General features: G+C 67.1%; 28 protein-coding genes and 2 tRNA genes. 12 read left to right on the top strand and 18 right to left on the bottom strand.

Annotated features, from left to right (window positions below; all coding sequences use genetic code 11):
• From KQ307_RS05315 to murA, 3 genes are all read right to left on the bottom strand, one after another.
• Window positions 1–1185 (bottom strand): aspartate aminotransferase family protein, encoded by a 1185-nt coding sequence (locus KQ307_RS05315; RefSeq protein ID WP_259727243.1) that lies wholly within the window; start codon window positions 1183–1185, stop codon window positions 1–3.
• A 65-nt stretch (window positions 1186–1250) separates the two neighbouring features.
• Window positions 1251–1332: transfer RNA gene (locus KQ307_RS05310), tRNA-Leu, on the bottom strand.
• Window positions 1333–1360: 28 nt separating this feature from the next.
• On the bottom strand, window positions 1361–2659 hold the full coding sequence (gene murA, locus KQ307_RS05305) for a UDP-N-acetylglucosamine 1-carboxyvinyltransferase (protein ID WP_259727242.1): 1299 nt from the start codon (window positions 2657–2659) through the stop codon (window positions 1361–1363).
• Window positions 2660–2859: 200 nt separating this feature from the next.
• Between murA and KQ307_RS05300 the strand changes: the two genes are divergently transcribed.
• From KQ307_RS05300 to trpC, 5 genes are all read left to right on the top strand, one after another.
• Window positions 2860–2943, top strand: a tRNA-Leu gene (locus tag KQ307_RS05300).
• Between the two features lie 92 nt (window positions 2944–3035).
• Window positions 3036–3284 (top strand): hypothetical protein, encoded by a 249-nt coding sequence (locus KQ307_RS05295; protein WP_259702940.1) that lies wholly within the window; start codon window positions 3036–3038, stop codon window positions 3282–3284.
• 4 nt (window positions 3285–3288) lie between these two features.
• On the top strand, window positions 3289–4131 hold the full coding sequence (locus tag KQ307_RS05290; protein WP_259727215.1) for an RNA methyltransferase: 843 nt from the start codon (window positions 3289–3291) through the stop codon (window positions 4129–4131).
• Window positions 4128–5555, top strand: coding sequence for a dihydrolipoyl dehydrogenase (locus tag KQ307_RS05285; protein WP_259702938.1), 1428 nt, complete (start codon window positions 4128–4130; stop codon window positions 5553–5555). The genes KQ307_RS05290 and KQ307_RS05285 overlap by 4 nt, the downstream gene beginning before the upstream one ends.
• 64 nt (window positions 5556–5619) lie before the next feature.
• Window positions 5620–6504 carry an indole-3-glycerol phosphate synthase TrpC gene (gene trpC, locus KQ307_RS05280; protein ID WP_259727214.1) on the top strand — a complete coding sequence of 295 codons (885 nt, stop codon included), beginning with the start codon at window positions 5620–5622 and terminating at the stop codon, window positions 6502–6504.
• 89 nt (window positions 6505–6593) lie between these two features.
• Here the strand turns inward: trpC and rpsD are convergent, their stop codons facing one another.
• Complete coding sequence (rpsD, locus tag KQ307_RS05275) at window positions 6594–7202, bottom strand: 30S ribosomal protein S4 (RefSeq protein ID WP_259702936.1); 609 nt, start codon at window positions 7200–7202, stop codon at window positions 6594–6596.
• Between the two features lie 78 nt (window positions 7203–7280).
• On the opposite strand from rpsD, the gene yidD reads away from it, so the two are divergent.
• From yidD to KQ307_RS05260, 3 genes are all read left to right on the top strand, one after another.
• Window positions 7281–7547, top strand: a complete 267-nt coding sequence (yidD, locus tag KQ307_RS05270; RefSeq protein ID WP_259702935.1) for a membrane protein insertion efficiency factor YidD — start codon at window positions 7281–7283, stop codon at window positions 7545–7547.
• A gap of 3 nt (window positions 7548–7550) precedes the next feature.
• Window positions 7551–7838, top strand: a complete 288-nt coding sequence (locus KQ307_RS05265) for a glutaredoxin family protein (RefSeq protein WP_259727213.1) — start codon at window positions 7551–7553, stop codon at window positions 7836–7838.
• Window positions 7839–7903: 65 nt separating this feature from the next.
• Window positions 7904–9442 (top strand): UDP-N-acetylmuramoyl-L-alanyl-D-glutamate--2,6-diaminopimelate ligase, encoded by a 1539-nt coding sequence (locus tag KQ307_RS05260; RefSeq protein ID WP_259727212.1) that lies wholly within the window; start codon window positions 7904–7906, stop codon window positions 9440–9442.
• Here the strand turns inward: KQ307_RS05260 and KQ307_RS05255 are convergent.
• The gene (locus KQ307_RS05255) at window positions 9402–9845 is read right to left on the bottom strand and encodes a hypothetical protein (RefSeq protein WP_259727211.1); all 444 of its coding nucleotides are present in this window, start codon (window positions 9843–9845) and stop codon (window positions 9402–9404) included. The genes KQ307_RS05260 and KQ307_RS05255 overlap by 41 nt on opposite strands.
• Before the next feature lie 246 nt (window positions 9846–10091).
• Here KQ307_RS05255 and aqpZ point away from each other — a divergent pair, with 246 nt between their 5' ends.
• Window positions 10092–10835: an aquaporin Z gene (aqpZ, locus tag KQ307_RS05250; protein WP_259727210.1), complete on the top strand. Its 744-nt coding sequence runs from the start codon at window positions 10092–10094 to the stop codon at window positions 10833–10835.
• Window positions 10836–10856: 21 nt separating this feature from the next.
• Here the strand turns inward: aqpZ and KQ307_RS05245 are convergent, their stop codons facing one another.
• From KQ307_RS05245 to sppA, 12 genes are all read right to left on the bottom strand, one after another.
• The gene (locus KQ307_RS05245; RefSeq protein WP_259727209.1) at window positions 10857–12038 is read right to left on the bottom strand and encodes an aminotransferase class V-fold PLP-dependent enzyme; all 1182 of its coding nucleotides are present in this window, start codon (window positions 12036–12038) and stop codon (window positions 10857–10859) included.
• A gap of 19 nt (window positions 12039–12057) precedes the next feature.
• Window positions 12058–13071 carry a 2-hydroxyacid dehydrogenase gene (locus KQ307_RS05240; protein ID WP_311133749.1) on the bottom strand — a complete coding sequence of 338 codons (1014 nt, stop codon included), beginning with the start codon at window positions 13069–13071 and terminating at the stop codon, window positions 12058–12060.
• 296 nt (window positions 13072–13367) lie between these two features.
• Window positions 13368–13526 carry a hypothetical protein gene (locus KQ307_RS05235; RefSeq protein ID WP_259702929.1) on the bottom strand — a complete coding sequence of 53 codons (159 nt, stop codon included), beginning with the start codon at window positions 13524–13526 and terminating at the stop codon, window positions 13368–13370.
• An 89-nt stretch (window positions 13527–13615) separates the two neighbouring features.
• The gene (locus KQ307_RS05230) at window positions 13616–15118 is read right to left on the bottom strand and encodes an AAA family ATPase (RefSeq protein WP_259702928.1); all 1503 of its coding nucleotides are present in this window, start codon (window positions 15116–15118) and stop codon (window positions 13616–13618) included.
• Window positions 15119–15141: 23 nt separating this feature from the next.
• Window positions 15142–15711 (bottom strand): DUF177 domain-containing protein, encoded by a 570-nt coding sequence (locus tag KQ307_RS05225; RefSeq protein WP_259702927.1) that lies wholly within the window; start codon window positions 15709–15711, stop codon window positions 15142–15144.
• Window positions 15708–16847 (bottom strand): membrane protein insertase YidC, encoded by a 1140-nt coding sequence (gene yidC / locus KQ307_RS05220; RefSeq protein WP_259702926.1) that lies wholly within the window; start codon window positions 16845–16847, stop codon window positions 15708–15710. Before yidC ends, KQ307_RS05225 begins: the two co-directional genes overlap by 4 nt.
• A gap of 58 nt (window positions 16848–16905) precedes the next feature.
• Window positions 16906–17388 carry a PH domain-containing protein gene (locus KQ307_RS05215; protein ID WP_259727208.1) on the bottom strand — a complete coding sequence of 161 codons (483 nt, stop codon included), beginning with the start codon at window positions 17386–17388 and terminating at the stop codon, window positions 16906–16908.
• Entirely contained in the window at window positions 17385–17777 is a 393-nt protein-coding gene (locus KQ307_RS05210; protein WP_259727207.1) for a ribonuclease P protein component, read from the bottom strand. Before KQ307_RS05210 ends, KQ307_RS05215 begins: the two co-directional genes overlap by 4 nt.
• A gap of 19 nt (window positions 17778–17796) precedes the next feature.
• Window positions 17797–17934 carry a 50S ribosomal protein L34 gene (gene rpmH / locus KQ307_RS05205; protein ID WP_006170261.1) on the bottom strand — a complete coding sequence of 46 codons (138 nt, stop codon included), beginning with the start codon at window positions 17932–17934 and terminating at the stop codon, window positions 17797–17799.
• 66 nt (window positions 17935–18000) lie between these two features.
• Complete coding sequence (locus KQ307_RS05200; protein WP_259727206.1) at window positions 18001–18630, bottom strand: DUF2808 domain-containing protein; 630 nt, start codon at window positions 18628–18630, stop codon at window positions 18001–18003.
• 93 nt (window positions 18631–18723) lie between these two features.
• Window positions 18724–19104 carry a chorismate mutase gene (gene aroH, locus KQ307_RS05195; protein WP_259702922.1) on the bottom strand — a complete coding sequence of 127 codons (381 nt, stop codon included), beginning with the start codon at window positions 19102–19104 and terminating at the stop codon, window positions 18724–18726.
• Complete coding sequence (gene sppA, locus KQ307_RS05190) at window positions 19101–19913, bottom strand: signal peptide peptidase SppA (RefSeq protein WP_259702921.1); 813 nt, start codon at window positions 19911–19913, stop codon at window positions 19101–19103. Before sppA ends, aroH begins: the two co-directional genes overlap by 4 nt.
• 65 nt (window positions 19914–19978) lie before the next feature.
• On the opposite strand from sppA, the gene KQ307_RS05185 reads away from it, so the two are divergent.
• The 3 genes from KQ307_RS05185 to KQ307_RS05175 are packed head-to-tail and all read left to right on the top strand — an operon-like array spanning window position 19979 to window position 23956.
• Window positions 19979–20932, top strand: a complete 954-nt coding sequence (locus KQ307_RS05185; protein ID WP_399241856.1) for a DMT family transporter — start codon at window positions 19979–19981, stop codon at window positions 20930–20932.
• A complete protein-coding gene (locus tag KQ307_RS05180; RefSeq protein WP_259727204.1) occupies window positions 20929–22044 on the top strand; it encodes a glycosyltransferase in 1116 nt (371 codons plus the stop codon). Before KQ307_RS05185 ends, KQ307_RS05180 begins: the two co-directional genes overlap by 4 nt.
• A gap of 25 nt (window positions 22045–22069) precedes the next feature.
• Window positions 22070–23956 carry a glycosyltransferase family 39 protein gene (locus KQ307_RS05175; protein WP_259727203.1) on the top strand — a complete coding sequence of 629 codons (1887 nt, stop codon included), beginning with the start codon at window positions 22070–22072 and terminating at the stop codon, window positions 23954–23956.
• Here KQ307_RS05175 and KQ307_RS05170 read toward each other — a convergent pair.
• Window positions 23922–24476, bottom strand: coding sequence for a DUF721 domain-containing protein (locus KQ307_RS05170; RefSeq protein WP_259702917.1), 555 nt, complete (start codon window positions 24474–24476; stop codon window positions 23922–23924). The genes KQ307_RS05175 and KQ307_RS05170 overlap by 35 nt on opposite strands.
• Window positions 24477–24491 lie beyond the last annotated feature (15 nt).

Raw genomic sequence — 24491 nt, 5'->3', positions numbered from 1 at the left:
TCAGGCGGAGGCGATCGCCTGAAGGGCCAGCTCCAGCCGCGACACCGCCAGCCTGAGCTGACGGGGCTTGATCACAAGGGGCGGCACCAGTCGCACCACCCTTGGTCCCGCTGCCACCACCAGCAGGCCGGCCTCGATGGAGCGGAGCACCACGTCGGCCGCGGCCGGGCCATCAGCCCGCAGCACCAGGCCCTGAAGCAGGCCCCAACCCCTGACGCCTTCGAGCTGCTGGGGGCGGCGACTGACCAGATCAGCGAGCAACTGCTGGAGGAGTTCACCCATCCGCTGCACATGGGGCACCAGCAGGCGCCGCTCCAGCTCCTCGGCCACCGTGAGCGCGGCGCGACAGGCGAACGGGTTGCCGCCGAAGGTGCTGGCGTGGTCACCGGGTCGGAAATGGTCAGCGGCATGCTTCACGGCGAGGGCCCCGATCGGAATCCCTCCCCCCAGCCCCTTGGCCAGGCTGATCGCGTCGGGCTCCACACCGAGCTTCTCGTAGCCCCAGAGCGAACCGCTGCGGCCCATGCCGATCTGCACCTCATCAAAGATCAGCAGGATGCGGTTCTGATCGCAGAGCTCCCTGACGCGACGGAAGAAGGCGGGATCGCCGGGATTCACCCCGCCCTCCCCCTGCAATGGCTCCAGGAGCACCGCAGCCACCTTCGGACCGTCGGCCTCCGCCGCCGCGAGCAGGGCCTCGAACGCCACCGTGTCGTTGTAGGGGAAGAAGCGGAACCCTTCCACCATCGGCTCGAAACCCTGGTGGTAACGCGGCTGGCCCGTGGCGCTCACCGCCGCCAGGGTGCGGCCGTGGAAACTTGCCTGGGCGGTGAGGATCAGCGGCCGCTCAATGCCCCGCACGATGTGGCCATGCTTGCGGGCCAGCTTGATCGCGGCTTCGTTGGCCTCCGCACCGGAATTGCAGAAGAACACGCGGTCGAGGCAGCTGCGGCTGGTGATCCAGGTGGCGAGCAGCTCCTGTTCGGGGATCCGGTAGAGATTGGAGACATGCTGCAGCCGACCGAGCTGGCGGCTCAGGGCACGACGCATCGCCGGGTCGCTGTGGCCGAGGGTGCAGGTGGCGATGCCGGCGACACAATCGAGATAGCGGCGGCCCCGGGTGTCCCTCACCCAGACGCCGCGCCCCCTGACCAGTTCCAGGGGCAGGCGGGCATAGGTGTCCATCACCGCGCTGAGCGGCTGAGGCGGCGGGCCCAGGCTGCGGATTTCGGGCTCAGGACCCGATGGGATGGGAGCGGTGGGACTCGAACCCACAAACCCGAAGGCGCTCGATTTTGAGTCGAGTCCGTCTACCAATTCCGGCACGCTCCCTTGAAAACGACCTTAACCCTGGCTGGCTTCAGGCTTCCACACGACGGATCCTGGCACCAACGGAATTGAGCTTGCCTTCCAGATCGGCATAGCCGCGATCGAGGTAGGAGAGGCCCTGCATGGTGGTGGTGCCCTGAGCTGCGAGTCCGGCGAGCACCATGGCCGCCGAAGCACGCAGATCGGTGCCCTTGACCGGGGCGGCGCTCAGTTGCGGGACCCCTTCGATCACGGCGGTGTTGCCCTGGAGGCGGATATCAGCCCCCATCCGCTGCAGTTCAGCCACGTGCTGAAGACGGTTCTCGAACATCGTTTCAACGATGAAGCTGGTGCCGGGAACCGTGGCCAGCAGGCTCATGAACGGGGCCTGGAGATCGGTCGGGAATCCTGGGAACGGCTGGGTGCGGAGATCGACGGGACCAAGGGTGCCGGGGCGGATCGTGAGGCCATCGCCGGAGGATTCGAAAGAACAGCCGATGTCTTCGAGCTTGGTGATCACAGCGCCGAGATGCTCGGGAATGATCGGCCCGACGGTGAGCACGGAACGGGTGATCGCCGCCGCCAGTAACAGGGTGCCCGCCTCGATCCGATCGGGGATCACGGCGAAATCGGCGCCATGGAGGCTTTCGACCCCAACGATGGTGATTGTGGGGGTGCCGGCTCCACGGACCTCACCACCCATGGCGACCAGCAGGTTGGCCAGGTCGACGACTTCCGGCTCCAGGGCCGCGTTCTCGATCACTGTTTCGCCGTCGGCCAGGGCGGCCGCCATCATCAGGGTTTCCGTGGCTCCGACACTGGGGCAATCCAGGTGAATGCGCCCACCGACCAGGCGCTGGCTGCGCCCGGGCATGGCCGCCGAGACCACCCCATGCTCGATGGTGACCTGGGCCCCGAGCGACTTCAGGCCCTTGACATGCTCGACGACCGGCCGGGTGCCGATCTGGCAGCCACCGGGCAGGGGCACGTTGGCCATGCCGAGCCTGGCCAGCAAGGGGCCGATGCAGAAGAAACTGGCCCGCAGGCTGCTGACCAGCTCGTAGGGAGGCATCGACCTGTTGAGCTGACTGGCATCGAGCTCCACCCATCCGGCACCGCTGCGAACCTTGACGCCCATCGCCGAGAGAATCTCCCCCATGGCGCCGATGTCGGTGAGGGATGGGACGTTGCTGAGACGCAGGGGTTCAGTGGTCAGCAGGCAGGCCGCCATCAGAACCAGGGCGGAGTTCTTCGCTCCTCCCACCCGGACCTCACCGGCCAGACGGCAACCGCCCTGGATTTCCAGCTGGGGCACCGTCTGCAGCTGGGAAGGGGGAGGGGCGATAAGGATCACGGTATTGACTGTTGTTGCGTCTGGGCATCTTGACAACCAAGCCGGTCGCCGTCTAGGCGTCCGCCCGAGGAAGTGTCTTAATCGGTCACAACTTTGACATCAGGCGACTCTGGTGTTAGCCGCCTGAGTCAAAGGATCAAGCCAAGGGGCGGGCCTTCGATGTTTTAAGGTTGGATTTCCACTTCGGTGGTGAGCCAGCGGATGTGGCGGAATTGGTAGACGCGCTAGTTTCAGGTACTAGTGGCAGCAATGTCGTGGGAGTTCAAGTCTCCCCATCCGCACTTTTTTCTCCCCTCACTGGTGGCCGCCTCTCAATCAGCCGCTAACCTCTGAAAACCTTGTTCCAGCTACCTCTCGCGGTTCTGGCTGCCCGATGATCGTTCTCAAGATCACCAATGCATCCGAGGTGGTCGCGGGCAAAATCGGCAAGTTTCTGGAAAGCCTCACCCCCGACAGCTTCGATCAGGCCACCATCGAAGACATCGTGCTCAAGAAGCTTGTCGAAAATCTCCAGTCGGAGGGCCTGAAGGGCGAAGTGGCCTCGATCAATGGCCTCGACATGGTCGACTCCAGCCTCGTTATCAACGATCCCACCGTTGTCAGGCGTCATCAGTCCTTCTGAGCGCGTGGACGATGCCCCCCCGGATCGCAGCCCTCCCGCGGGGCTGATCAGCAGCCGTCGCAACCCCCTAGTCGCCAGGTTCCGTGCTCTTCACGGGGCCGAAGCCCGGCGGGAGCAACGCCTGCTGCTGCTGGAGGGCACCCATCTGCTGGAAGAGGCGCTCGGACTCGGCTTGCGGCCCGCCGAGATCCTGGCCACCCCGGCCTGGCTGGAGCGCCATGGGGCCAGGAGATCCCTGGCCGGTGTGCAGCTCGTTTCCGAATCGGTTCTCGAGGCGATCGCCACCACCCGCCATCCCGATGGGGTGGTGCTCAGCCTGCCCTGGCCGGATCCGGCCAGCCCATCGCGGTGCGGATTCGTTCTGGCGCTCGACCACCTCCAGGATCCGGGCAACCTCGGCACCCTGATGCGCACCGCCCTGGCCGCCGGCGTGGAGGCCCTCTGGCTGGCAGGCGGCGCCGATCCCTGGCAACCCAAGGTGCTGCGGGCCTCCTCCGGTGCAGCCCTGGCCCTGCCGCACTGGCGCTCTGACGACCTGGCCCCACGCCTCCTGCAGGCCCGCCGCGAGGGGGCCCAGGTGGTTGCCGCCGTTGTGCCCGGCAGCGGGGCGGCAACCCAGCCCTACTGGCAGCTCGACTGGACCCTGCCAACCGTGCTGCTGCTCGGCAACGAAGCGGCCGGGCTGGGGGCGGAACTGCTCGCCTGCTGCAGCCACCGGGTGACCATTCCCCACAGCCCCACGGTCGAATCCCTCAATGTGGCCGTGGCAGCCGCGCCGCTGCTCCTGGAGCGCTGGCGTCAGCAGCAGGAGAGAATGCCGGGCATTCCCAGCAGCGCACCGCCGTGAGTTTCGACTTCGATGTGATCGTGATCGGGGCCGGCTACGGCGGTTTCGATGCGGCGAAACACGCCGCCGAGCATGGCCTGCGCACGGCGATCATCGAATCCCGTGACATGGGGGGCACCTGCGTGAACAGGGGTTGTGTTCCCTCCAAGGCCCTGCTGGCCGCCAGCGGCCGGGTGCGGGAACTGGCCGATGCCGAGCACCTCGAGGGCTTCGGCATCCATGCCGGGCCGGTGCGCTTCGAGCGCCAGAAGATCGCCGACCATGCCAACCAGCTGGTGGAAGCGATTCGAGCCAACCTGACCAGAACAGTGGAACGCGCCGGCGCCAGGATCCTGCGCGGCAAGGGGCGACTCGACGGCCCCCAGCGGGTGGCCGTTCGTGAACCGAACGGTGTCGAGAAGGTCCACACCGCCCGCGACGTGATCATCGCCACCGGTTCCAACCCCTTCGTGCCGCCCGGCATCGAAACCGATGGCCGCACCGTGTTCACCAGCGATGAGGCGATCAGCCTGGAGTGGCTGCCCCGCTGGATCGCGATCATCGGCAGCGGCTACATCGGGCTCGAGTTCGCCGACGTCTACACCGCCCTGGGCTGTGAAGTCACGATGATCGAGGCGCTGGATCGGATCATGCCCACCTTCGATCCCGACATCGCCAGGATCGCCGCCAAGCGGCTGATCGAGGGCCGCGAGATCGACACCCGCGCCGGACTGCTGGCCCGCAAGGTGAGCCCGGGCAGCCCCGTGCGGATCGAGCTGGCCTCGATGGCCAGCAAGGAGCTGGTCGAGGTTCTGGAGGTGGATGCGGTGCTGGTGGCCACCGGCCGGGCTCCGGCGAGCGGCGATCTCAATCTGGCCAGCGTCGGGGTGGAAACCAGCCGTGGATTCATTCCGGTCGACGACGCCCTGCGGGTGCTGGTCAACGACCAGCCCGTGCCCCATCTCTGGGCCGTGGGTGATGTGACCGGCAAGCTGATGCTGGCCCACACCGCCGCCGCCCAGGGAACCGTGGCGGTGGACAACATCCTCGGGCACAGCCGTCTGATCGATTACCGCTCGATTCCGGCCGCCACCTTCACCCACCCGGAGATCAGCTCGGTGGGGCTCTCAGAGGCGGAGGCCAAGGCGCTGGCGGCAGCCGAGGGATTCAGCCTCGGCACCGTGCGCAGCTACTTCAAGGCCAACACCAAGGCCCTGGCCGAACTGGAGAGCGATGGGCTGATGAAGCTGCTGTTCCGCAAGGACACGGGCGAGGTGCTGGGCGCCCACATCTACGGCCTGCACGCCGCCGACCTGATCCAGGAGATCGCCAATGCGGTGGCCCGACGCCAGGGTGTGCGGGAACTGGCCAGCGAGGTCCACACCCACCCCACCCTCAGCGAGCTGGTGGAGGTGGCCTACAAGCAGGCGGCGGCCCAGCTCTGAGCAGCGGCCCAGCCGACCGATTCCTACGATCCAGTCGTTCGATCCAGTCCTTCGCCTTCGGCTCTTGGAGATTCGCCGCCGTCCCCCCAACCCGCCCGTCAAGGTGGCCCATCTGCAGTACGGCATCCCCCACTCCGAGGCGGAGCCCCGTCACATCCTCGAGCAGATCGTCTGGGAGAAAGACAGGGAAATCTCAGCCGCCAAGGAGCAGCTCAGCCTGGCCCAGCTCCAGGAGCAGGTGGCCAAGCTGCCTCCGCCCCACGACTTCATCGCGGCGCTGCGGGCCAGCTGCCGCAAGCCGGCGGTGATCGCCGAGATCAAGAAAGCGAGCCCCAGCAAAGGCGTGATCCGCGAGGATTTCGATCCGGCGGCCCTGGCCCGGGGCTATGGGGCCGGTGGGGCGAGCTGCCTCTCGGTGCTCACTGACAAGTCCTTCTTCCAGGGGGGCTTCGACGTGTTGGTGGACGTGCGCCAGGCGGTGAGCCTGCCGCTGCTCTGCAAAGACTTCATCCTCTCCCCCTACCAGCTGTACCAGGCCAGGGCGGCAGGTGCCGATGCGGCTCTGCTGATCGCCGCGATCCTCACCGATCAGGATCTCACCTATCTGCTCAAGGTGGCGGCCAGCCTCTCCCTCGCGGTGCTGGTGGAGGTGCACGACGCCGTCGAGCTGGAGCGGGTGCTGGCCGTTGAAGGGGTGAAGATGATCGGCATCAACAACCGCGACCTGACCACGTTCGCGACGGATCTGGCCACCACCGAGCAGCTGATGGCCAGCCATGGCGAGCAGGTGCGCCGCCTTGGCGCGCTGCTGGTGAGTGAATCGGGGCTCCTCAACCGCGACGACCTCGACCGGATGCAGAGCGCCGGCGCCGATGCGGTGCTGGTGGGCGAAGCCCTGATGCGGCAGCCGGATGTGACGACCGCTCTGGAGTTTTTGATCGGGATCTGAGCCTGGCCGGCACCACCGGGCTGCCGGCTTGAGCCCATCAAAAAGCCCCTGCCAATCGCAGGGGCAGACGACGGTGCAGAAGGGCTGGTTCAGACCTTGCGGCTGTAGAACTCCACCACCAGCAGTTCGTTGATCTCGAGCGCCACCCATTCCCGCTCGATGCGGGCATTGACCTTGGCTGTGAGCTTGTTCTTGTCGAGCTCAAGATTGGGCGGAATGTTGGCCAGGCCGGGAAACTCCAGGTTGCCCTCGGCCAGTTGCTTGCTGGCCTTGCGTTCCCGCACCACGATCAGGTCGCCAGGGCGGCACTGATAACTGGGGATATCAACCACGCGGCCGTTGACGGTGATGTGGCCATGGTTGACAAGCTGCCTGGCACCGGGGACCGTCGGTCCGAACCCGAGCCGGAAGCAGATGTTATCGAGACGATTCTCCAGGAGCTTGAGCAGGTTGGTTCCGGTGGAACCCTCCTGGGCCCGGGCTTTCTTCACGTAGCGCACAAGCTGACGTTCGGAAATGCCGTAGTTGAACCTGAGCTTCTGCTTTTCTTCGAGGCGGATGGCGTATTCGGAGCGCTTGCGACGGGCTTGGCCGTGCTGACCGGGGGGATAAGCCCGCTTGGCGGACTTACGGGTGAGACCGGGAAGGTCCCCCAAGCGCCGCGTCACCCTCAGGCGAGGACCGCGGTAGCGAGACATGGATGAATCAACAAAGGGCAGGCGTTCAGGTGGGCCAGGCAGGAGGCAGGATGGGATAAGTCCCGCCTGCCACCGGCTGTGGAGCACCAACGGTCGATCCTATCGGTTGGACCTGCTGCCCTCAGCGGGCTGCTCAGGTCGTTCCTGCTGGCCTTGATCAGCGGCTACCGCCGCTGGCTTTCACCCCTTCTGGGTCCGCGCTGCCGCTTCATCCCCTCCTGCAGCGCCTATGGAATCGAAGCGATCGAACGTCACGGGCCCTGGCGTGGTGGCTGGCTGACCCTGCTCCGGCTGCTGCGCTGCCATCCCTTCACTCCCTGTGGCTGCGATCCGGTGCCGGACTGAGCCATGCAAAGCCGGCCTTCCCTGATCCTCTACAGCCGGGCCAACTGCTGCCTCTGCCAGGGCCTTGCCGAACGGCTGGGTGCCATTCGTCCCGCCCTTGATCTCCGCGTGATGGATGTGGATGGCGATCCCGCCCTGCAGGCCCGCTACGGCCTGCAGGTGCCGGTTCTGGCCGTGCAACGCCAGGGAACATGGCACGACCTCCCCCGGGTCTCGCCCCGGCTGACCGGCGAGCGGCTGGCCCGGTGGCTGCAGGAGAGCCTCGCGGCCCTGCCGCCCACGGCCCCCTGATCAGCGGCGCACAGGAGCCGACCGCCTAAAAAGGCCCGAATCCAATCCCAGACCATCCCCCCGTCATGCCCGTTCTGCTCCATTCCCTCCTGCAACAGATCGGAGCGGAGATTCCCGTCGGCCTCGCCGATGGCGAGGTCACCGGAATCAGCTGTGATTCCAGGCGGATCGGCTGCGGCGACCTGTTCATCGGCCTGCCGGGCCACAACGTCGACGGCGGACTGTTCTGGCCGGCGGCCGTCGCAGCCGGGGCGGTGGCGGCCGTGATCACGCCGGAAGCCGCGGTGGCCCGGCCGCCGGCGGGGGGTGATCCGGTCCTGGTGGTCGGGGAGCCCCTGGCCGACTGGGCCGGCCAGCTGGCCGCCACCTTCTGGCGGGAGCCCAGCCAGCGGCTGGGCCTGATCGGCGTGACAGGCACCAACGGCAAGACCACCACCACCCATCTGATCGAACACCTGGCAACCTGCTGCGGGCGTCCCACCGCCCTGTTCGGCACCCTGGTGAACCGCTGGCCGGGCCACCACGCCCCCGCGACCCACACCACCGCCTTTGCCGATGTGCTGCAGGGCCAGCTGGCAGCCGCAGCCGAGGCCGGCAGTGAACTGGCGGCCATGGAGGTGAGTTCCCACGCCCTCGACCAGGGTCGGGTGGCGGGCTGCCGCTTCGCCGGAGCCGTGTTCACCAACCTCAGCCAGGACCACCTCGATTACCACCCTTCAATGCAGGCCTATTTCGAGGCCAAGGCCCGGCTGTTCAGCACACCGCTGCTGGAGGGAGCGGTGGTGGTGAACATCGATGACCCCTGGGGCCGCCAGCTGGCCGATCAACTGACAGGGAGCCTTGGCGAGCGACTCTGGCGCAGCTCCCTGTCTGCCCCCAGCGCCGAGCTGCGGATGGAGAATCTCTCATTCGGCGCCGAGGGAGTGAGCGGCACTCTTTGCACCCCGCTCGGCAGCGGTGCCTTCCGATCGCCCCTGGTGGGGCGCTTCAACCTGATGAATCTGCTGCAGGCGGTGGGGGTGCTGAACCAACAGGGCCTGGCCCTGGATCCCTTGCTGGAGGCCATCCCCAGTTTTCAGGGTGTGCCCGGGCGCATGGAGCGCGTGGCACTGGGGGAAACCGTTGGCGAGGCCCTGCCCGCCGTGCTGGTGGACTACGCCCACACCCCCGATGGGCTCGAGAACGCCCTGGCTGCCTGCCGGCCCTTCTGCCCAGGCAAGCTGATCTGCGTGTTCGGCTGCGGCGGCGACCGCGACCGCGGCAAGCGTCCCCAGATGGCGGCGATCGCCGCCCGGCTGGCGGATCGGGTGGTGGTCACCTCCGACAACCCGCGCACCGAAGATGCCCAGCGGATCCTCGACGACGTGGTGGCCGGCATCCCGGCCGGCACCGCTCTGGTGGTGGAGGGTGATCGGGCCAGGGCGATCGCCCTGGCCATCGCGGCAGCGGTGGCCGGGGATCTGGTGCTGATCGCCGGCAAGGGCCACGAGGATTACCAGATCCTCAGCACCGGCAGGATCCACTTCGACGACCGGGAAGAGGCCGAGCAGGCCCTGGCTCTGCTCAGGCGGCGCCTTCGCGACTCCTCAGCAGATTCCAACTGATCACAGCCAGGCCGATCGGCAGCAGCAGCCACCAGATCCGGCCACGGTTCAATTCATCGGCCGCGCTGACCGTGGTGGCCATCGACTTGGCGAAGTTGTCACCGAACTTTCCCACCCCCTGACTGAGGCTGTAGGGGCAGGTGAGCCGGGCTGTGTTGGTGCCGTCCTTGGTGAGATCAAGAACCACCTGCACCTTGTCTGCGTCAAGAGCCTTGCTTGAAATCACCTTGGCCAGATCGGCGCGCCAACCCTCCTTGGCGGCAGTCTCAAGGCAGCCCGCCTCGGCAGCCTTGAGCATCTCCTGGGGCGACATCGCCCGTCCAGGCGCGGCCGTGGCGAGCAGGCCGGCGATCAGGGCCGAAGGAATCAGGAGCCTCGAGAGAGGAAAAGGAGGAACGCGCATCGAGGAAGATTGCATTTTTCGTCTGTTGCAGGGGAGCAAGAAGCCCCAGGCTGGATCGAATCCGCAGAAAACCTAATCGGCTCCCTGGCCGAAACAACTGTTTCGTTGAATGAATCCACCGTTTCAGGAGCGGAAAACGGGAATGTGCCCTCCAGCCATACCGGCCCGTGTGTCCCTTCTCACCAGCACCGGCAAGGGGCTGCCCCCGTTATGTGACAATCTGCCCTGGTTATTTCCGCTTTCTCCATGGCCGCTGGTGTTCCACTTTCGAAGAAATTCCTTGCTGAGTTGATCGGCACCTTCTGGCTGGTGCTGGGTGGCTGCGGAAGTGCTGTGCTGGCGGCTGTCTTTCCCTACGACAGCGCCGCGGCCAATCCGCTGGGTCTTGGCTTCCTGGGCGTTTCCCTTGCCTTCGGCCTCACCCTGCTGACGATGGTCTACACCTTCGGCCATGTCTCCGGCTGTCACATCAACCCGGCCGTGAGCTTCGGCCTCTGGGCAGCCGGGAAATTCCCCGGCTCGCAACTGCTCTCCTATGTGGTGGCCCAGGTGCTCGGCGGGATCATCGCCGGTGGGGTGATCATGATCGTGGCCAGCGGCAGGGACGGCTTCGCCCTCACCGGCAGCAACCCCCTGGCCACCAATGGCTGGGGTACCCATTCGCCCGGTGGCTATGGCTTCTGGTCGGCACTGCTGATCGAGCTGATCCTCACCTTCGTGTTTCTGCTTGTGATCATGGGTGCCACCGACCGTCTGGCGCCCGGAGGATTTGCCGGCGTGCCGATCGGCCTGACCCTCACCCTGATCCACCTGATCAGCATCCCCGTCACCAACACCTCCGTGAATCCGGCCCGCAGCACCGCCGTGGCGGCCTGGGTGGGAGGAGATGCGATGGCCCAGCTCTGGCTGTTCTGGGTGGCGCCGATCGCCGGTGCCCTGCTGGCGGGCTGGGTGCACCGCAACCTGATGGCCTCCGACACGGTCGGCTGATCGCCCCCACCCTGCGGCGGCTCAGGCCAGCTCCCGCAGGGCGTCCAGCAGCTGATCCACCTCGGCGGCGCTGGTGGTCACATGGGTGCAGGCCCTCAGGCAGGCGGGATCATCGAGGCTGCGCAGCCAGATCCGCTGCTGCCCGAGGGCCTGCACCACCGCCTCCGGGCTGCGCCCCTCCAGCTGAAAGCTCACCAGACCGGCAGGTGGTGGCCCGCTCAGCAGGGGGGAGATTCCATCGATTGCCTGCAATCCGAGCCAGAGCCGGTTGCTGCCTGCCTGAATCGTGGCCAGCCGCTCCGCACAGCTCCCCAGGGATCCGAGCAGCGCCAGCGAGGTGCTGAGCCCGGCCAGCAGGGGGGTGCAGGAGGTGGCCACCTCGAAGCGGCGGGCATCCCTGTGCCATTGGCTGGCCCCGTCGCTTTCACTGGCCAGGCTGCGCCAGCCACCCAGCGTGGGCTGCGATTCCAGCAGCAGCCGCTCGGAGAGGGCGACACCGCCCAACCCTTCAGGGCCGCAGCACCACTTGTGGCCCGTGAAGGCGTAGATGTCGGCGCAGCTGGCCGCTTCGGCCACCGGCAGACTTCCCACCGACTGGGCCGCATCCACCAGCAACCAGGGATGGCGAGGCTGTTGCTGCAGCCGCGCCGCCACCGCCGCGATCGGCATCACCAGGCCGGTGTTCCAGAGCAGATGGGAGAGCACCACCAGGTGGGTGCGGGGCGTGAGGGCGGCTTCGAGGGCCGTCAGCACGGCGCCAGCCACTGCGGCGGCGGAATCACCGCGAACCTTCTTCACCGCCAGGCTGGTGAGAGTGAGCCCTTCGCGGCGCGCCAGCTCACGGCAGGCGGCCACGATGCCGGGGTGCTCGCAGTCGCTGATCAGCAGTTCATCACCGGGCTGCCAGGGAAGCCCCCAGAGCGGCAGCACGCAACCGCTGGAGACGTTTTCGGTGAGGGCCAGCCGTGCTGGTGCAACGCCGCAGAGCGCCGCCAGTGAACCGCGCAAGCCACTGACCTGCTGGGAGACCCACGGCCAGATGTCGGAGCTGAAGGGGCCCAGCTCCTGGATCCGCTCCCAGCTCGCCGTGATCGCCGCCAGAGCCGGGGTGGGCAGCGGTCCCTGACCGCCGTAGTTGAAGTAGGTCTTGTTGGCCAGGGCGGGCATGAGCTCGCGCAGCTGGGCCGGGGTGTGGATCTCCATGGATGGCACCGCAGTGGCCTCAGGTGAGCACGGAGCCTTCCACAAAGGGCTCAGCCGCCGCCAGGGCCCGGAGATTGGCTCCCGTGATCTGGGCGATGTCGCCGAGGGCCTCATGGGTGAGGAATGCCTGATGAGCCGTGATCAGCACGTTCGGGAAGGTGAGCAAGCGGGCCAGCAGGTCGTCCTGCAGCACATGGCCGGAGAGATCCTCGAAGAACACCCCCTCCTCCTCCTCGTAGACATCCAGCGCCACCCCGCCGAGGCGCCCCGACTTGAGAGCCGTGATCAACTCCGTGGTGTTGATCAGCCCACCCCGGCTCACATTGACCAGAATCACCCCAGGTTTCATCCGCTCAATGGTTTCGCGACAAATGATGTGGTGGGTTTCGGGCGTGAGTGGAACGTGGAGGGAAATCACATCACAGATCGAAGCCAGGGTGATCGGATCCAGATAGGTGATGCCCTCCCGCGCTGCCCAGGCGGCATCCGGGTAGGGGTCATAGGCCACCACGACCATCCCGAATCCATGCAGGATGCGAGCCACGATCTTGCCGATCTTGCCCGTTCCGACGATCCCCACCGTTTTCTGATTGAGATCGGTTCCGACCAGACCCTGCAGAGAGAAATTCATCTCCCGTACCCGGTTGTAGGCCCGGTGAATCTTGCGATTCAGGCTGAGCAACAGGGCCACGGCATGCTCCGCCACGGCATAGGGGGAATAGGCGGGAACGTGGGTGACCGCGATTCCACAGTCGCGAGCGGCAGCCAGATCAATGTTGTTGTGGCCCGTGCACCGCAGGGCCACGAGTTCGGTGCCCTGGGCGGCAAGCTGCTGAAGGCAGGCCCGGTCGACAAGATCATTGACGAAGACACAGACACCCCTGGCACCATGGGCGGCAGCGGCGGTTTCAGCCGTGAGGCGAAAAGCCAGGAAGCGGAGCTCCACATCGGCACCTGTGGCCGCCGGGAGGTGCAGACGGTCGTAGGGCTTGGTGTCAAAGACGGCAACAGCCAGCCTCGGATCACCGCTCATGGTGATCTCCGCTGCGCCCGCTGGGGCCCTGTCCTGAGGGTCTGCCGGAGGACAGGCGCGACCATCGGCAACTCCGGTGCGGGGCGATCGTGATCAAAGATAAGGATGGAAACGACAAGGCCTCCGCGGAGATCTTGCAACGGAGATCATGAGAACCTCACGATCAAGAGAATTCCACGATCAAGAGAATTCCACGATCAAGGCCATCCCTATTCCACCCAGAGGGCATCCCTGCAGCAAGGCTCTTCTGAATGAAGCCGGGAAACCGGCCACCTGAACCACTCAGGGGGTGGGCTTCAGAGCACCTGGCCAACCATCACGGCGGCGAGAGCGGAGAAAACAGTGATTCCCAGAGCCGTGAGCGGATTCTGCCCCTGGGCCACAGCGAAGCTGGTGATCACACCGGCACCGAGGAAAGCCACGGTGATCTGGGTGGCGGCGGAAGGACGATCCAAGGGGTGGTGGGCGATTGCAGGCACCGTAGGGATCAATGGCCTGCCCGCCATGGCCAGCCGGTTGTTTCGTTACCCGGCGTCGGGCTTCGTTACGGGGCGTCAGCTTTCGTTACACCACGCAACCTGGAGGCCGGTCGGGCCCGGCCACTGCTGGCCCACTGCTTCAACGACTCAAGCTGCTCCCGTGCCGTCCGCGACAGCGGCACGAGATCGCTGGCGGCCCGGATCAGGTCGCTCTCGCCGAAATCGCGATGGTCACCGAAGGCGAGGTGCATGGCCTCCACAACAGTCTGCTCGAGTTCGGCTCCGGAAAATCCTGCGGTGCGATCGACCAGCACCTCCAGGGGAATGCTGTTCCCCGGCCGCCGCCGCTGCAGCTGCAGGCTGAGGATCGCTCGCCGTTCCGCCGCGTCGGGGAGATCAAGCAGGAAGATCTCATCGAATCGACCCTTGCGCATCAGCTCCGGGGCCAGGTTGGCGACCCCGTTGGCGGTGGCGACCACGAACACCGCCGAGGTCTTCTCCGCCATCCAGGTGAGCAGGCTGGCCAGCACCCGCTGGCTGGCACCCCCGTCGCTGCGGCTGTCGCCACCGAAGCCCTTGTCGATCTCGTCGATCCAGAGCACGCAGGGGGCCATCGCCTCGGCCCGCCGGATCATGTCGCGGGTGCGGGCCTCGCTGGCTCCCACCAGGCCGGCGAACAGGCGGCCCACGTCCAGGCGCAGCAGGGGCATCGCCCAGCTGTGGGCAATCGCCTTGGCGGTGAGCGACTTGCCGGTTCCCTGGGGACCGACCAGCAGCACACCCCGCGGCAGGGGCAGTCCATAGCGTTCCGCCTCGTCGCTGAAGGCCAGGCGACGCTGGTCCAGCCATTGCTTGAGCGCCTCCAGGCCGCCGATGTCGGCAGGGCTCGCCTCGGTGGGGCAGTATTCCAGCAGTTCGCTGCGGGCGATCGCCTGGCGCTTCTCCTCCAGCACCTCGGCTAGATCCTCGGAGCCAAGCTGGCCACGCCGGGCGAGGGCCCTGGCCGCCACCTGGCGGATCCGCTGCTCGGTGAGGCCACTGCAGCAGTGGATGAGCTGCTCCAGCTCGGCGGCGGGGGGCGTGTGGCCGCTGGCCCGGGCGATGCTCTCCAGCAGCCCTCGAATCTCGATGGCCGAGGGCAGGGGAAGATCCACCACGGTGAGGCACTCTTCCAGCTCCCTGGGGACCTGCCATTCCGGGGCGGTGATCACCAGGGTGCGCGGTTGTCGGCGCAGGCTGGTGGAGAGGTTGCGCAGGCGTCTGCAGATGCCGGGGTCCTCGCAATAGCGGTGAAAATCAAGCAGCAGCAGAATGGCGGGTTGGTCCTGCGGCAAGGCCTGCAGGCTGTCGAGGGCGGCCATCGGGTTGCGCGCCGCCTCACCGGAGCGGTTTGGCAGCCCGGCCAGGCCATCGACGAAGTCCCAGCGGAAGAGTGTGCGGTTGCCGAGTCGCTCCGCCGCCTGATTCAGGAGAGTTTCGACGCGCTCCTCCTCGGGCGAGCGGATCCAGAGAATCGGCGCCCGGGCCCGGATCAACAGATCGAGGTGATCCGACCAGGACTCAGTCATGGGAGGTCAACCATCGGCCTGGATCAACCAGGACGGCTCAGCTGGCTCAGCTGGGCCCAGCGGGGATCAGGCAGGGGCGCCGCCGCCAGCAGCGGGCCTGGGCCCGGGCAAGTGGCGCCGCAATGGTTGCGGCAAGGCCGCTGCAGGCTGAGCTGCTCAACGAACCAACGGGCCGGCTCGAAGCTTCCGAGGGGATCGAGGCAATCCACCGGCTGCTCGGAATCGGCGGGATCGGCACCATCGGGTGATTCGGCCGACTGGGCTGATTCGGCAGCGGATTCCAGCCAGGCGCCTGGATTCTCGACACTGAGGGCAACCACCTCACTGCAACGGAAGCGGAGCGGCTGGCTGAAGGGGTTGAGGCAGCGATCACAGCGCAGAGTGATGACCGTGCGGCCCTCGCCGCTGAGCTCGATCCGGTGGCCGGCATGGATGGCCGTGAGCGTGCCGCGCACCGGGGTGAGGCTTTCCAGCTCCGGCAGGAACTGATCCACCGACCAGCTGGCCCCACCGGCGAGCAGGCGCAGCTCCTGCACAGGCACCGGCCGCAACGGCAGGTTTTCCGGGCGGAAGGGCCGGCTCGGCTGGGTCATTTCCTGCCCTTCGGCTCGAAGGGCAGCCGCTCGATTCCGGAGCCGCTGGTGGCCGTGACAGCCACGGTCTGCTGGGCCAGCTGCTGGTCGAGGATCTCCTGAAGGTTGTCTGGGAGAGCTTCGCGGGTGAGCAGAAAGGTCTGGAGACCCTGGAAGATGTTGGCCACCACCATGTAGAGCAACACGCCGGCGGGCAGCGGGAAGAACAGGAACATTCCGGTGATCATCACCGGGGTGATCTTGTTGGCGGTGGATTGCTGGGGGTTGGGGGGCATTCCCATCCCGGAAAGGATCTGGGAGACGAACAGGCTTGCCCCGAAAGCGCCCACCAGGATGGCGATGTCCCAGTTGATCGCCCCGTCGGTGTAGAAGCCGACCTGGCCGAGCGCCTTGATGAACAGGAAGCCGCTGCGGGCCGCCAACCCAGGCACCTTGGCCTCGATCGTGGCATCGCCAGGGCTGAGGGCTTCGATCCGGCCGGTGTCGCTGACCCGGACCACTCCTTCACCTTTGGTGATGCCCCAGCTGGGCAGGTAAGCCGAGCCGTTCTCCACATTGGCCAGGGAGGCGGCGAAGGGCTCGCCGTCCTTGGTGTGAAGATCGATCTGAGCCGTGTCGCCGACGCCGAGTTTGGTTCCCTGCTCCAGGCTGGCGATCACCGGCACGTGGCTGGTTTCGGTGATGAAGATCGAATGGCTGGCGGTGTTGAACGGCTTTGGCTCCACCGTGGCGATCTGCTCGGCCGGCAAGACCTTGAGATTCAAGGTGTAGGGCACATCGGCGAACGGTGAGCCCCGCAGGGTGGCGAACAGGGCAAACAGAATCGGCATCTGCACCAGCAGGGGCAGGCAGCCCGCCAGGGGGCTGCCGAATTCCTTCATCAGCTTGCCGAGCTCTTCCTGCTGCTTCTGGGGGTTGCTGGCGTAGCGCGCCTTGATTTCCGCCTGCCGTTTCTGCATCACGGGCTGGGCGATCCGCATGCGACGGGCACTGCGGATCGATCCGGCACTCAAGGGGAACAGGGCCAGGCGGATCACCACCGTGAGGGCAATGATCGCCAGCCCGTAGCTCGGCACCAACCCGTAGAAGAAATCGAGGATCGGGAGCAGCAGATTGTCGGAGATGTAGCCGATCACGGCGGGGTGGCGACGGGGGTGGGAAGGTTCTTCAGGACAGTGTGCCCCAGCAGGGGGCTCAGGCGCCGGACGCCAGGGCGTCGCCGAATCCCTTGCTCTCCGCGGTGCGGAGACCCGAACCATTCGACTGGTTGCGGGCGGCCATGCGCTCAAGGATGTAGGCCTCGGTCTCCCGGAAGCGGGGCAGGGAGCGCATTTCCAGCTTGGCGCCGTCGTTGAGAACCAGGACCATGTCACCCCAGGCACCGAAACCGCGGGACACCGAGCGCACCTCACGGATCTGGGCGTAACTGATCTGGCTGCGGTCGCGGCCCAGCCAACCACCACTCACCGAAATCCGGCGGCTGGTGATCCGATAGCGCAGCCACAGGGCTCGGACGATGGCGCCGACGGCGAAGGGAATGCCGATCAGGGTGAGGCCGAAGACCAGATTGAAAATCAGATCTCCCCTGGCCGGTCCGCCCTCATAGAAGACTGGCTCCAGCAAAGGCGTGGGGGGGGAAGAGCTGGTGCCCTGGGCTTCCGGCGCTTGACCTGTCATCGGCTCAGACCTGCCTTCCGCAACAACGATGCACATTCTCCCAGCAAGGCCTCGGGGTCGGCTTCGGCGCAGCCCGGCTTGAGGCTGAACAGCAGCCACTGGGGTGGGTCAGCCAAGGCAGCGGCAGAACCGCAGTGGACCTGGAGCCAGGCATGAATGAGCCGGCGCAGCCTGTTGCGACTGACCGAACGCTTGCTCACCTTGCTGCTGATCACAACAGCGCAGCGCAGGGGGCTCGTGGGCACGGCCACCAGGCTGCTGCTCAGCAGGCTCTCCTCCGCCTTCAGGGTGCGCAGCACCATCCAGGTGCCATGAAAGCGGCGTCCGTTCCTGTAGAGGCGGTCGAAGGTTCTGTGACCCCGCAGACGCAGGTTCGGCGGCAGGGCCATGGTGCCCGCCGGCTGGGGCTCAAACAGCCAGACGGGCGCGGCCGCGGCGGCGGCGGGTGCGGATCACCCGACGGCCCGTGTGGGACCGCATCCGAACACGAAAGCCAGACACCCGCTTGCGCTTGCGGCTCGTTCCTTCCAGGGTGCGCTTCGTCATGGTGCGGCTCTACTACTCGCTCAGGGTCGATGAACCAACGTATCAGTCGGCCGGTCATTCGATCGGTCAGTTGGTGGGATCGATCTGAATCAGCCAGCTGCCGAGGTATCCGGCGAAGGGAACGTCGCCGGGCGCCTGGGCCAGGGCATTGAATTGATACATGCCGATGTTGAACGGATTGAAGATGTTCATGTAAACGCCGATGGTGCGCTCATCCGAAACAGGCCGATCCGGGAAGATGTCGATCGAGCGGCCATCCTTCGAAATTTCAACCGTGGCAGGAATCTTTTCCTTGCAACCGGTGCGCGACATCATGCCTCCTTCCTTCATGAAGCAGAGCTGTACATCCTCCGGCGAAATCTTGACATCAAAATTCTGGGGCACCACCACGCTGAGTTTGAGGATGGCCGTGTTGCGATCCTTGGGCCGCAACAGCAGGTAGTACTCCGAGCGCTTGAGCCGGGCCGTATCGGTGATGAAGTAATAAAGCCGCCGGTAATCCTTGCTGTTGTCCCAGCGGAACTCGACCAGGCCCGGGGTGCCCTGGGCCTGGGCCGAGCGGGGCGCTGAGGCACCCAGCAAGCCGGCCCCGAGTGTCCCGAGGGCGATGCCGGCCATCGCCGCCATCGCCAGGCGCAGGCGGCTGCGAAGTGGCCGTGCCGGGGAGTGCTGCGGCCGATGCTTCAGAACAGACATGGGGAGGGGCAGGCGACGGGTCGAACGATCATCGATTGGATTCTCGGACCAGGCCGCGGACCAGACCGGTCGGCAAGGGCAGCCACACAGCTGTCAGGTGTGACCGGATCTGTCCGGCCGGAGCCCGGCGGCCTCGCGAAGATAGGGATGGGCCGGGGTGCGGCCTGTCTCCATCCAGGCATGGGCCAGCAGACGGATGCAGCGGCACAGATCACCATCCACGGCCATCTGCTGGCAATCCAGCAGGGCCACCCCATCCCAGCCGGCCTGGCGGCGGGCGATCGAGGCGGGGAAGCAGGCGGTCAGATCCGCCGTCACCGAGAAGGTGACCGAGAGCACCTGGGATCCCCGCAGACCGTTCTGGCGGATCAGGGCATCGAGCAGCTCCTCAACCGCGGCGACGATCGCGGCCACCGTGTTGGCCTCCGCGGTGGTGGCACCCCGCAGGGCCCGCAGCTGCTGCCCGCCGCTCATGGCCGCCAAAGCCAGAGCGGCATGCCGCACCAGGCCAGCTCCAGGCTGAGGGCCTGCTGCAACGGGCCCAGCAGATTGAAACCAGGAATCAGGGAGCTGAGCCGCTTCGGTGGCTTGCCGAAAGTGGTCGGCCTGATCTTGTCCTCATCCAGTCCGACCAGGCGGGCCAGCAACCGTCGTGCATCGTCTTCGTCGCCCAGGGCATCGACGAGGCCGAGCGCCTTGGCCTGGGCGCCACTGAACACCCGGCCGTCGGCGAAGCCTCGCACCACCTCCTCGCTCAGACCACGGCCCGTCGCCACGGCTGCAACGAACTGGCCGTAACTGGAATCGATCAGCTCCTGAAGCAGCTGGCGCTCGTCGGCGGTGAGGGAACGATCCGGCGAAAGAATGTCCTTGTAGAGGCCGCTCTTGACGGTTTCAAAGCTGATGCCGATCCGCTTGAGCAGCTCGGAGAGGTTGTTCCCCCTCAGAATCACGCCGATCGAACCGGTGATCGTGCCCGGATTGGCCACGATCGTCTCGGCCGCCACCCCCAGATAGACCCCGCCGGAAGCGGAGATGTTGCCGAAGCTCGCCACCACTCGGCAACCCTTCCGGCGCAGCCGCAGCAGGGCACCATGGATCTCCTGGCTGTCGCCCACCGTCCCCCCCGGACTGTCGATGCGCAGCAGCAAGGCCGGGCATTCCCGCTCCTCGACCTGGCGCAGGGCCTTGAGCACCCGCTCCCGGGTGGCCCCGGCGATCGGTCCCTCGATCGCGATGCGCGCCATGGTTTTCCGAGACTTGCGGCGCCAGGGCCAGGGCATTCGCTTCGATGCGTGGTGGCTGGATCTTAAAAAGGTGGTCGGCGGCTGTTTCGATGATTCCAGGAATGACGTGGCTGCTGAGGCTGTTGCCCTTTGCGCTCTGGGGCACGGCGATGGCGGCGATGAGACCCCTGCTGGATGGGGCGGCCCCCCTGACGGTGGCCTGGATGCGGCTGATTCCAGCCGGGGCGGCGGTGCTGGCTGCGGCGGTGCTGATGGGCCGCTCCCTGCGGGTGGATCCAGCTGACCGGCTGTGGCTGCTTGCCTTTGCCCTTGTCGACGGCGCCCTTTTCCAGGGCCTCCTGACCAGGGGGCTGGGCAGCACCGGGGCCGGCCTGGGCTCGGTGCTGATCGATTCCCAGCCCCTGCTGGTGGCCCTGCTGGCCCGCAGCCTGTTCGGAGAGGCGATCAATCCGGTGGGCTGGCTTGGCCTTGTGCTCGGACTGGCCGGGATCCTCTGCCTGGGGCTGCCGGCTTCGCTGCTCAGCCACTGGTGGCTGGATGGGCCGCAGAGTCCCGCCGGGCTGGCCTGGAGCCATGGTGAACTCTGGATGCTGGGGGCGGCGGTGGCGATGGCGGTGGGGACCGTGCTCTGCAGGTTCGCGATCGGCCACAGTGATCCTGTGGCGATCACCGGCTGGCATCTGTTGATCGGCGGCGTGCCGTTGCTGGCCGCCAGTGCGCTCGGTCCCTGGCTTGATCCCGGGCTGGCACCGTTCTGGCCCCACTGGAGCCGCCTCGACTGGAGCCTGATGACCTACGCCAGCCTGCTGGGCAGCGCCCTGGCCTATGGACTGTTCTTCTGGTTCGCCCGTCGGGGTGATCTGACCGGCTTCAGTGCGCTCACCTTTCTCACCCCGGTCTTCGCCCTGCTCTGTGGGGTGATGTTTCTTGATGAACGGCTCCGGCCCCTGCAATGGATGGGGGCCGGTCTGGCGCTGGGATCCGTCGCCCTGATCAACCAGCGTCAGCGGCTCTGGGAAGGGCCGCGGGAACCATCGCCGGAGCCCCTGCCATGAGCCCGCCCTGCCTGCGGCTGCTGGTGGTGAACACCCCGGTCGGCACCCTGGGCAGCGGGCGCGGCGGCGGTGTGGAGATCACCCTGACCGGCCTGGTCGCCGGCCTGATCGCCCGCGGTCATCAGCTCACGGTGCTGGCCGCTGAAGGCTCCCGGCTGCCGCCGGGCTGCGAACGGGCGGCGCTGTGGACCCGCCCGGGAGTGGAGCAGCCCAGCTGGCAGCACCAGCCCCGCGATGGGTCCGTGCAGATACCAGCCGATGCCCTGCTGGCGGCCCTCTGGGATTGCGCCCTGAAGCACCAGGCGGATTTCGACGCCATCCTCAACCTGGGCTACGACTGGCTGCCGTTCTGGCTGACCCCCCATCTGGCCGCCCCGCTGTTTCACCTGGTCAGCATGGGATCGGTGGCCACGGTGATGGATGGGGTGATCCAGGCGGTTTCCGGCTGGGATCCCAGCCGGCTCGCCTTCCACACGGCTGCCCAGGCGGCCGATTTCGAGCTGAATGGCCCGGCGCGAGTGGTGGGCAATGGGTTTGATCTCTCCGCCTACCGGTTCCGCCCGCATGCCGATGCCCAGGCCCCACTGGGCTGGGCCGGACGGATCGCACCGGAAAAGGGCCTCGAGGATGCGGCGGCCGCCGCCGCCCAGCTGGGACGGAAGCTCGCCGTCTGGGGGTTCTGCGCCGATCCCATTTATGCCGCGGCGGTGGAGGCCTCCGTTCCGGCCGGCACGATCATCTGGAAGGGATTTCAGCCCACCGAACGGCTGCAGGCGGAACTGGGGGGCTGCGGGGCCCTGCTCAACACGCCCAAATGGAATGAGGCCTTCGGCAACGTGGTGGTGGAAGCGATGGCCTGTGGTGTGCCGGTGGTGGCCTACCGCAGGGGTGGGCCTGCCGAACTGATTCAGCCGGGCCTGAACGGCAGCTTGGTGGCCCCCGACGATGTCGGCGCCCTGGCCGCCGCGGTGGGGCCGGCGGAAGCCCTGGATCGGGGGAGTTGCAGGCAATGGGCGGAGCGGCACTTCTCCCGGGAAGCCTTCGCCGCCAGGATCGAATCCTGGTTGCGGGAAGGGCTGCTCGCAGCAGAGCGGCCCACGCCTCCGACTTAGGTTCTCAGCGCCCGAACCCGCTGCCGTGCCTTCCGCCCGCCCGCCGGCTGCCCACCGCCCCAGACCCGCCCATGGGCCCGTTCTGCTGGCTTGCCTGCTGGTGGGAACGGCCTGTTTCCTCTGGCAGCTCGGTGACACCGGCCTCGTCGATGAAACCCCGCCGCGCTTCGCCGAAGCAGCCCGGACCATGGCGGAAAGCGGCGACTGGCTGACCCCCTGGGTGAATGGTCTGCCCCGCTACGACAAACCCCCCCTGGTGTATTGGCTGATGGCCCTGGGCTACAGCCTGCCCGGCCAGGAATCCTGGAATCCCCTGGGAACCTGGGCCGCCCGTCTTCCCTCCGGGCTCGCCTCGATCGGGGTGATGCTGGCCCTCGCCGACACGCTGCTGCGCTGGCCCCAGCCCAGTCCAGGGGACCCGCCGCCCCCACCGTCCAGTCGAACCGCCGCCCTGACGGCCCTGACAGCGGCCCTGGCCTTCAGCCTCTCCCCCCTGGTGCTGCTCTGGAGCCGGATCGCCGTCAGTGATGCCCTGTTCAGTGGTTGCCTGGCGGTGGCCTTGCTGCTGTTCTGGCGGACCTGGGCAGAACCGCAGCAGTTCTGGTGGCCTGGCTGGGCGGTGCTGGGGCTGGCCGTCCTCAGCAAAGGCCCGGTCGCCCTGGCCCTGGCGGGCCTGACCCTGCTCGGCTTCGGCTGGCGACAGCAGGCCCTGTTGCCGCTCTGGCGCCGACTGAGGCCCCTGCCTGGGCTGGCGCTCACCCTGGCGGTATCGGGGCCCTGGTACGGGGCGATGCTCCTGGTGGAAGGACGCCCTTTCTGGGACAGCTTCTTTGGGTATCACAACTTCCAACGCTTCACATCGGTGGTGAATGAGCACCTGCAGCCCTGGTGGTACTTCCTGCCGGTGCTGGTGGTGGCCAGTCTTCCCTTCACCCCGCTGCTGGGGCTGGGGCTCGTTCGGGGCCTGATGGCCACGACCACCAGAAGCCTGCCCCCCAGCTCCTCACTGCGCAGCTTCGCGGCCTGCTGGTTGCTGGCGGTGCTGCTGCTGTTCACCCTGGCGGCCACCAAACTGCCCAGCTACTGGTTACCGGCCACGCCGGCCGCAGGCCTGCTGATCGCCCTGGCGGCCCAGGACGGAGTCGCCCGGGGCGGCCGCAGCCAGGCAAAAGCCGCGCCGGATCGCTGGTTTCAACGGGCCCAGGGCCTCACAGTGGCGCTAAGCGGCCTCCTGGCCGCCGCACTCTGGGCGTCCCCGGCCTGGATTCCCCTGATCGATGACCCCGAAATGCCGACCCTGCCAGGCGAGCTGCTGGCCAGCGGCTATGTGCTGAGGGCGGCCCTCTGTTTCAGCCTTGCCACCCTTGCCGGCGCCTGGTTCTGGTTGCGGACCCGGACCCCAGGCCCGGGCTGGCTGCTGGGCCTGCAGCTGCCCCTGGTGGCCTTCCAGCTGCTGGCGGTGCTGCCGATGTGGCAACTGGGGGATGGGGTGCGCGGTCGGCCCGTGCGGGCGATGGCGGCGGCGGCGGCGCAGCTGGCCCGGCCGGGGGAGAAGCTGGCGATGGTGGGGATCCTCAAGCCTTCGCTGCACTACTACAGCCGCCGGGTGGTCCTTTATGAGGGCACCACAGCCGACGGTCTTGCCAATCTCAGCGACCGGCTGCGCAGCGAACGACGCCGCAACCTGGAGCCATCCAGTTCGATGGCTGCTCCCACCGTGCTCATGGTGATCGACGCGGCGACCGCGGCCCTGCCCCACTGGCGCAGCCTGAAGGGCGCTCCCCTGTTCAGCAGCGGCCTCTACAGCCTCTGGCGCGTCGAGCGGGGTCGGCTGGATCAGCAGGCCAGCTCCCTGGTGCGTACCGGAAAGGCCAGGGTCAGCTGGAGGGATCCCCGGCCTGAGCGCTACTGACCTCGATCACCTGACGCTGACAGAAGCTGCAATGCCCCCAGCGACCCAGCTCTCCAGCCGGCGCCGGGCTGCCGCAGCGGGGGCAATCGGCGAGACCATGCACGTCGATGCGGCTGGGATGGGCGGCCCAGATCCGGGCTTCCTCCTCGGTGCCGGGGGTGGGGGCGCTGCCGGGATGGTGCTGCTGGAAACGCAGGTCGCGAACCGGAAATCCAGCACCACGCAGGGCACCGAGAAGCTGGTGGCGGTTGTAGCGCAGGGCCTGAAGCCACTGGGGATGGGTGGCGCCAACGCAGAGCACACCGGCCTGGAGGCTGAGCGGTTGGCAGTGGGGAGCCAGGGATGCCCCGGCGATGCGGGGCCAGGCCTGCCAGAGAGAGGCGAGATGGCCGTTGCGTTTCCACTGGCCTTGCAGGGCCGTCAGGCACTGGCCAAGCCCGGTGGCGGGCGGACGGACCGGCGAGGTCAGGATCTGGAGATTGCCGAACCGCCTGGTCTGGTCGCTGGGAGCGATGGCCATCCCCCGATCCTAGGT

Source organism: Synechococcus sp. CS-1326 (genome assembly GCF_025128115.1).
Lineage (GTDB): Bacteria > Cyanobacteriota > Cyanobacteriia > PCC-6307 > Cyanobiaceae > Regnicoccus.
This window is presented reverse-complemented; position numbering and strand designations above follow the sequence as displayed.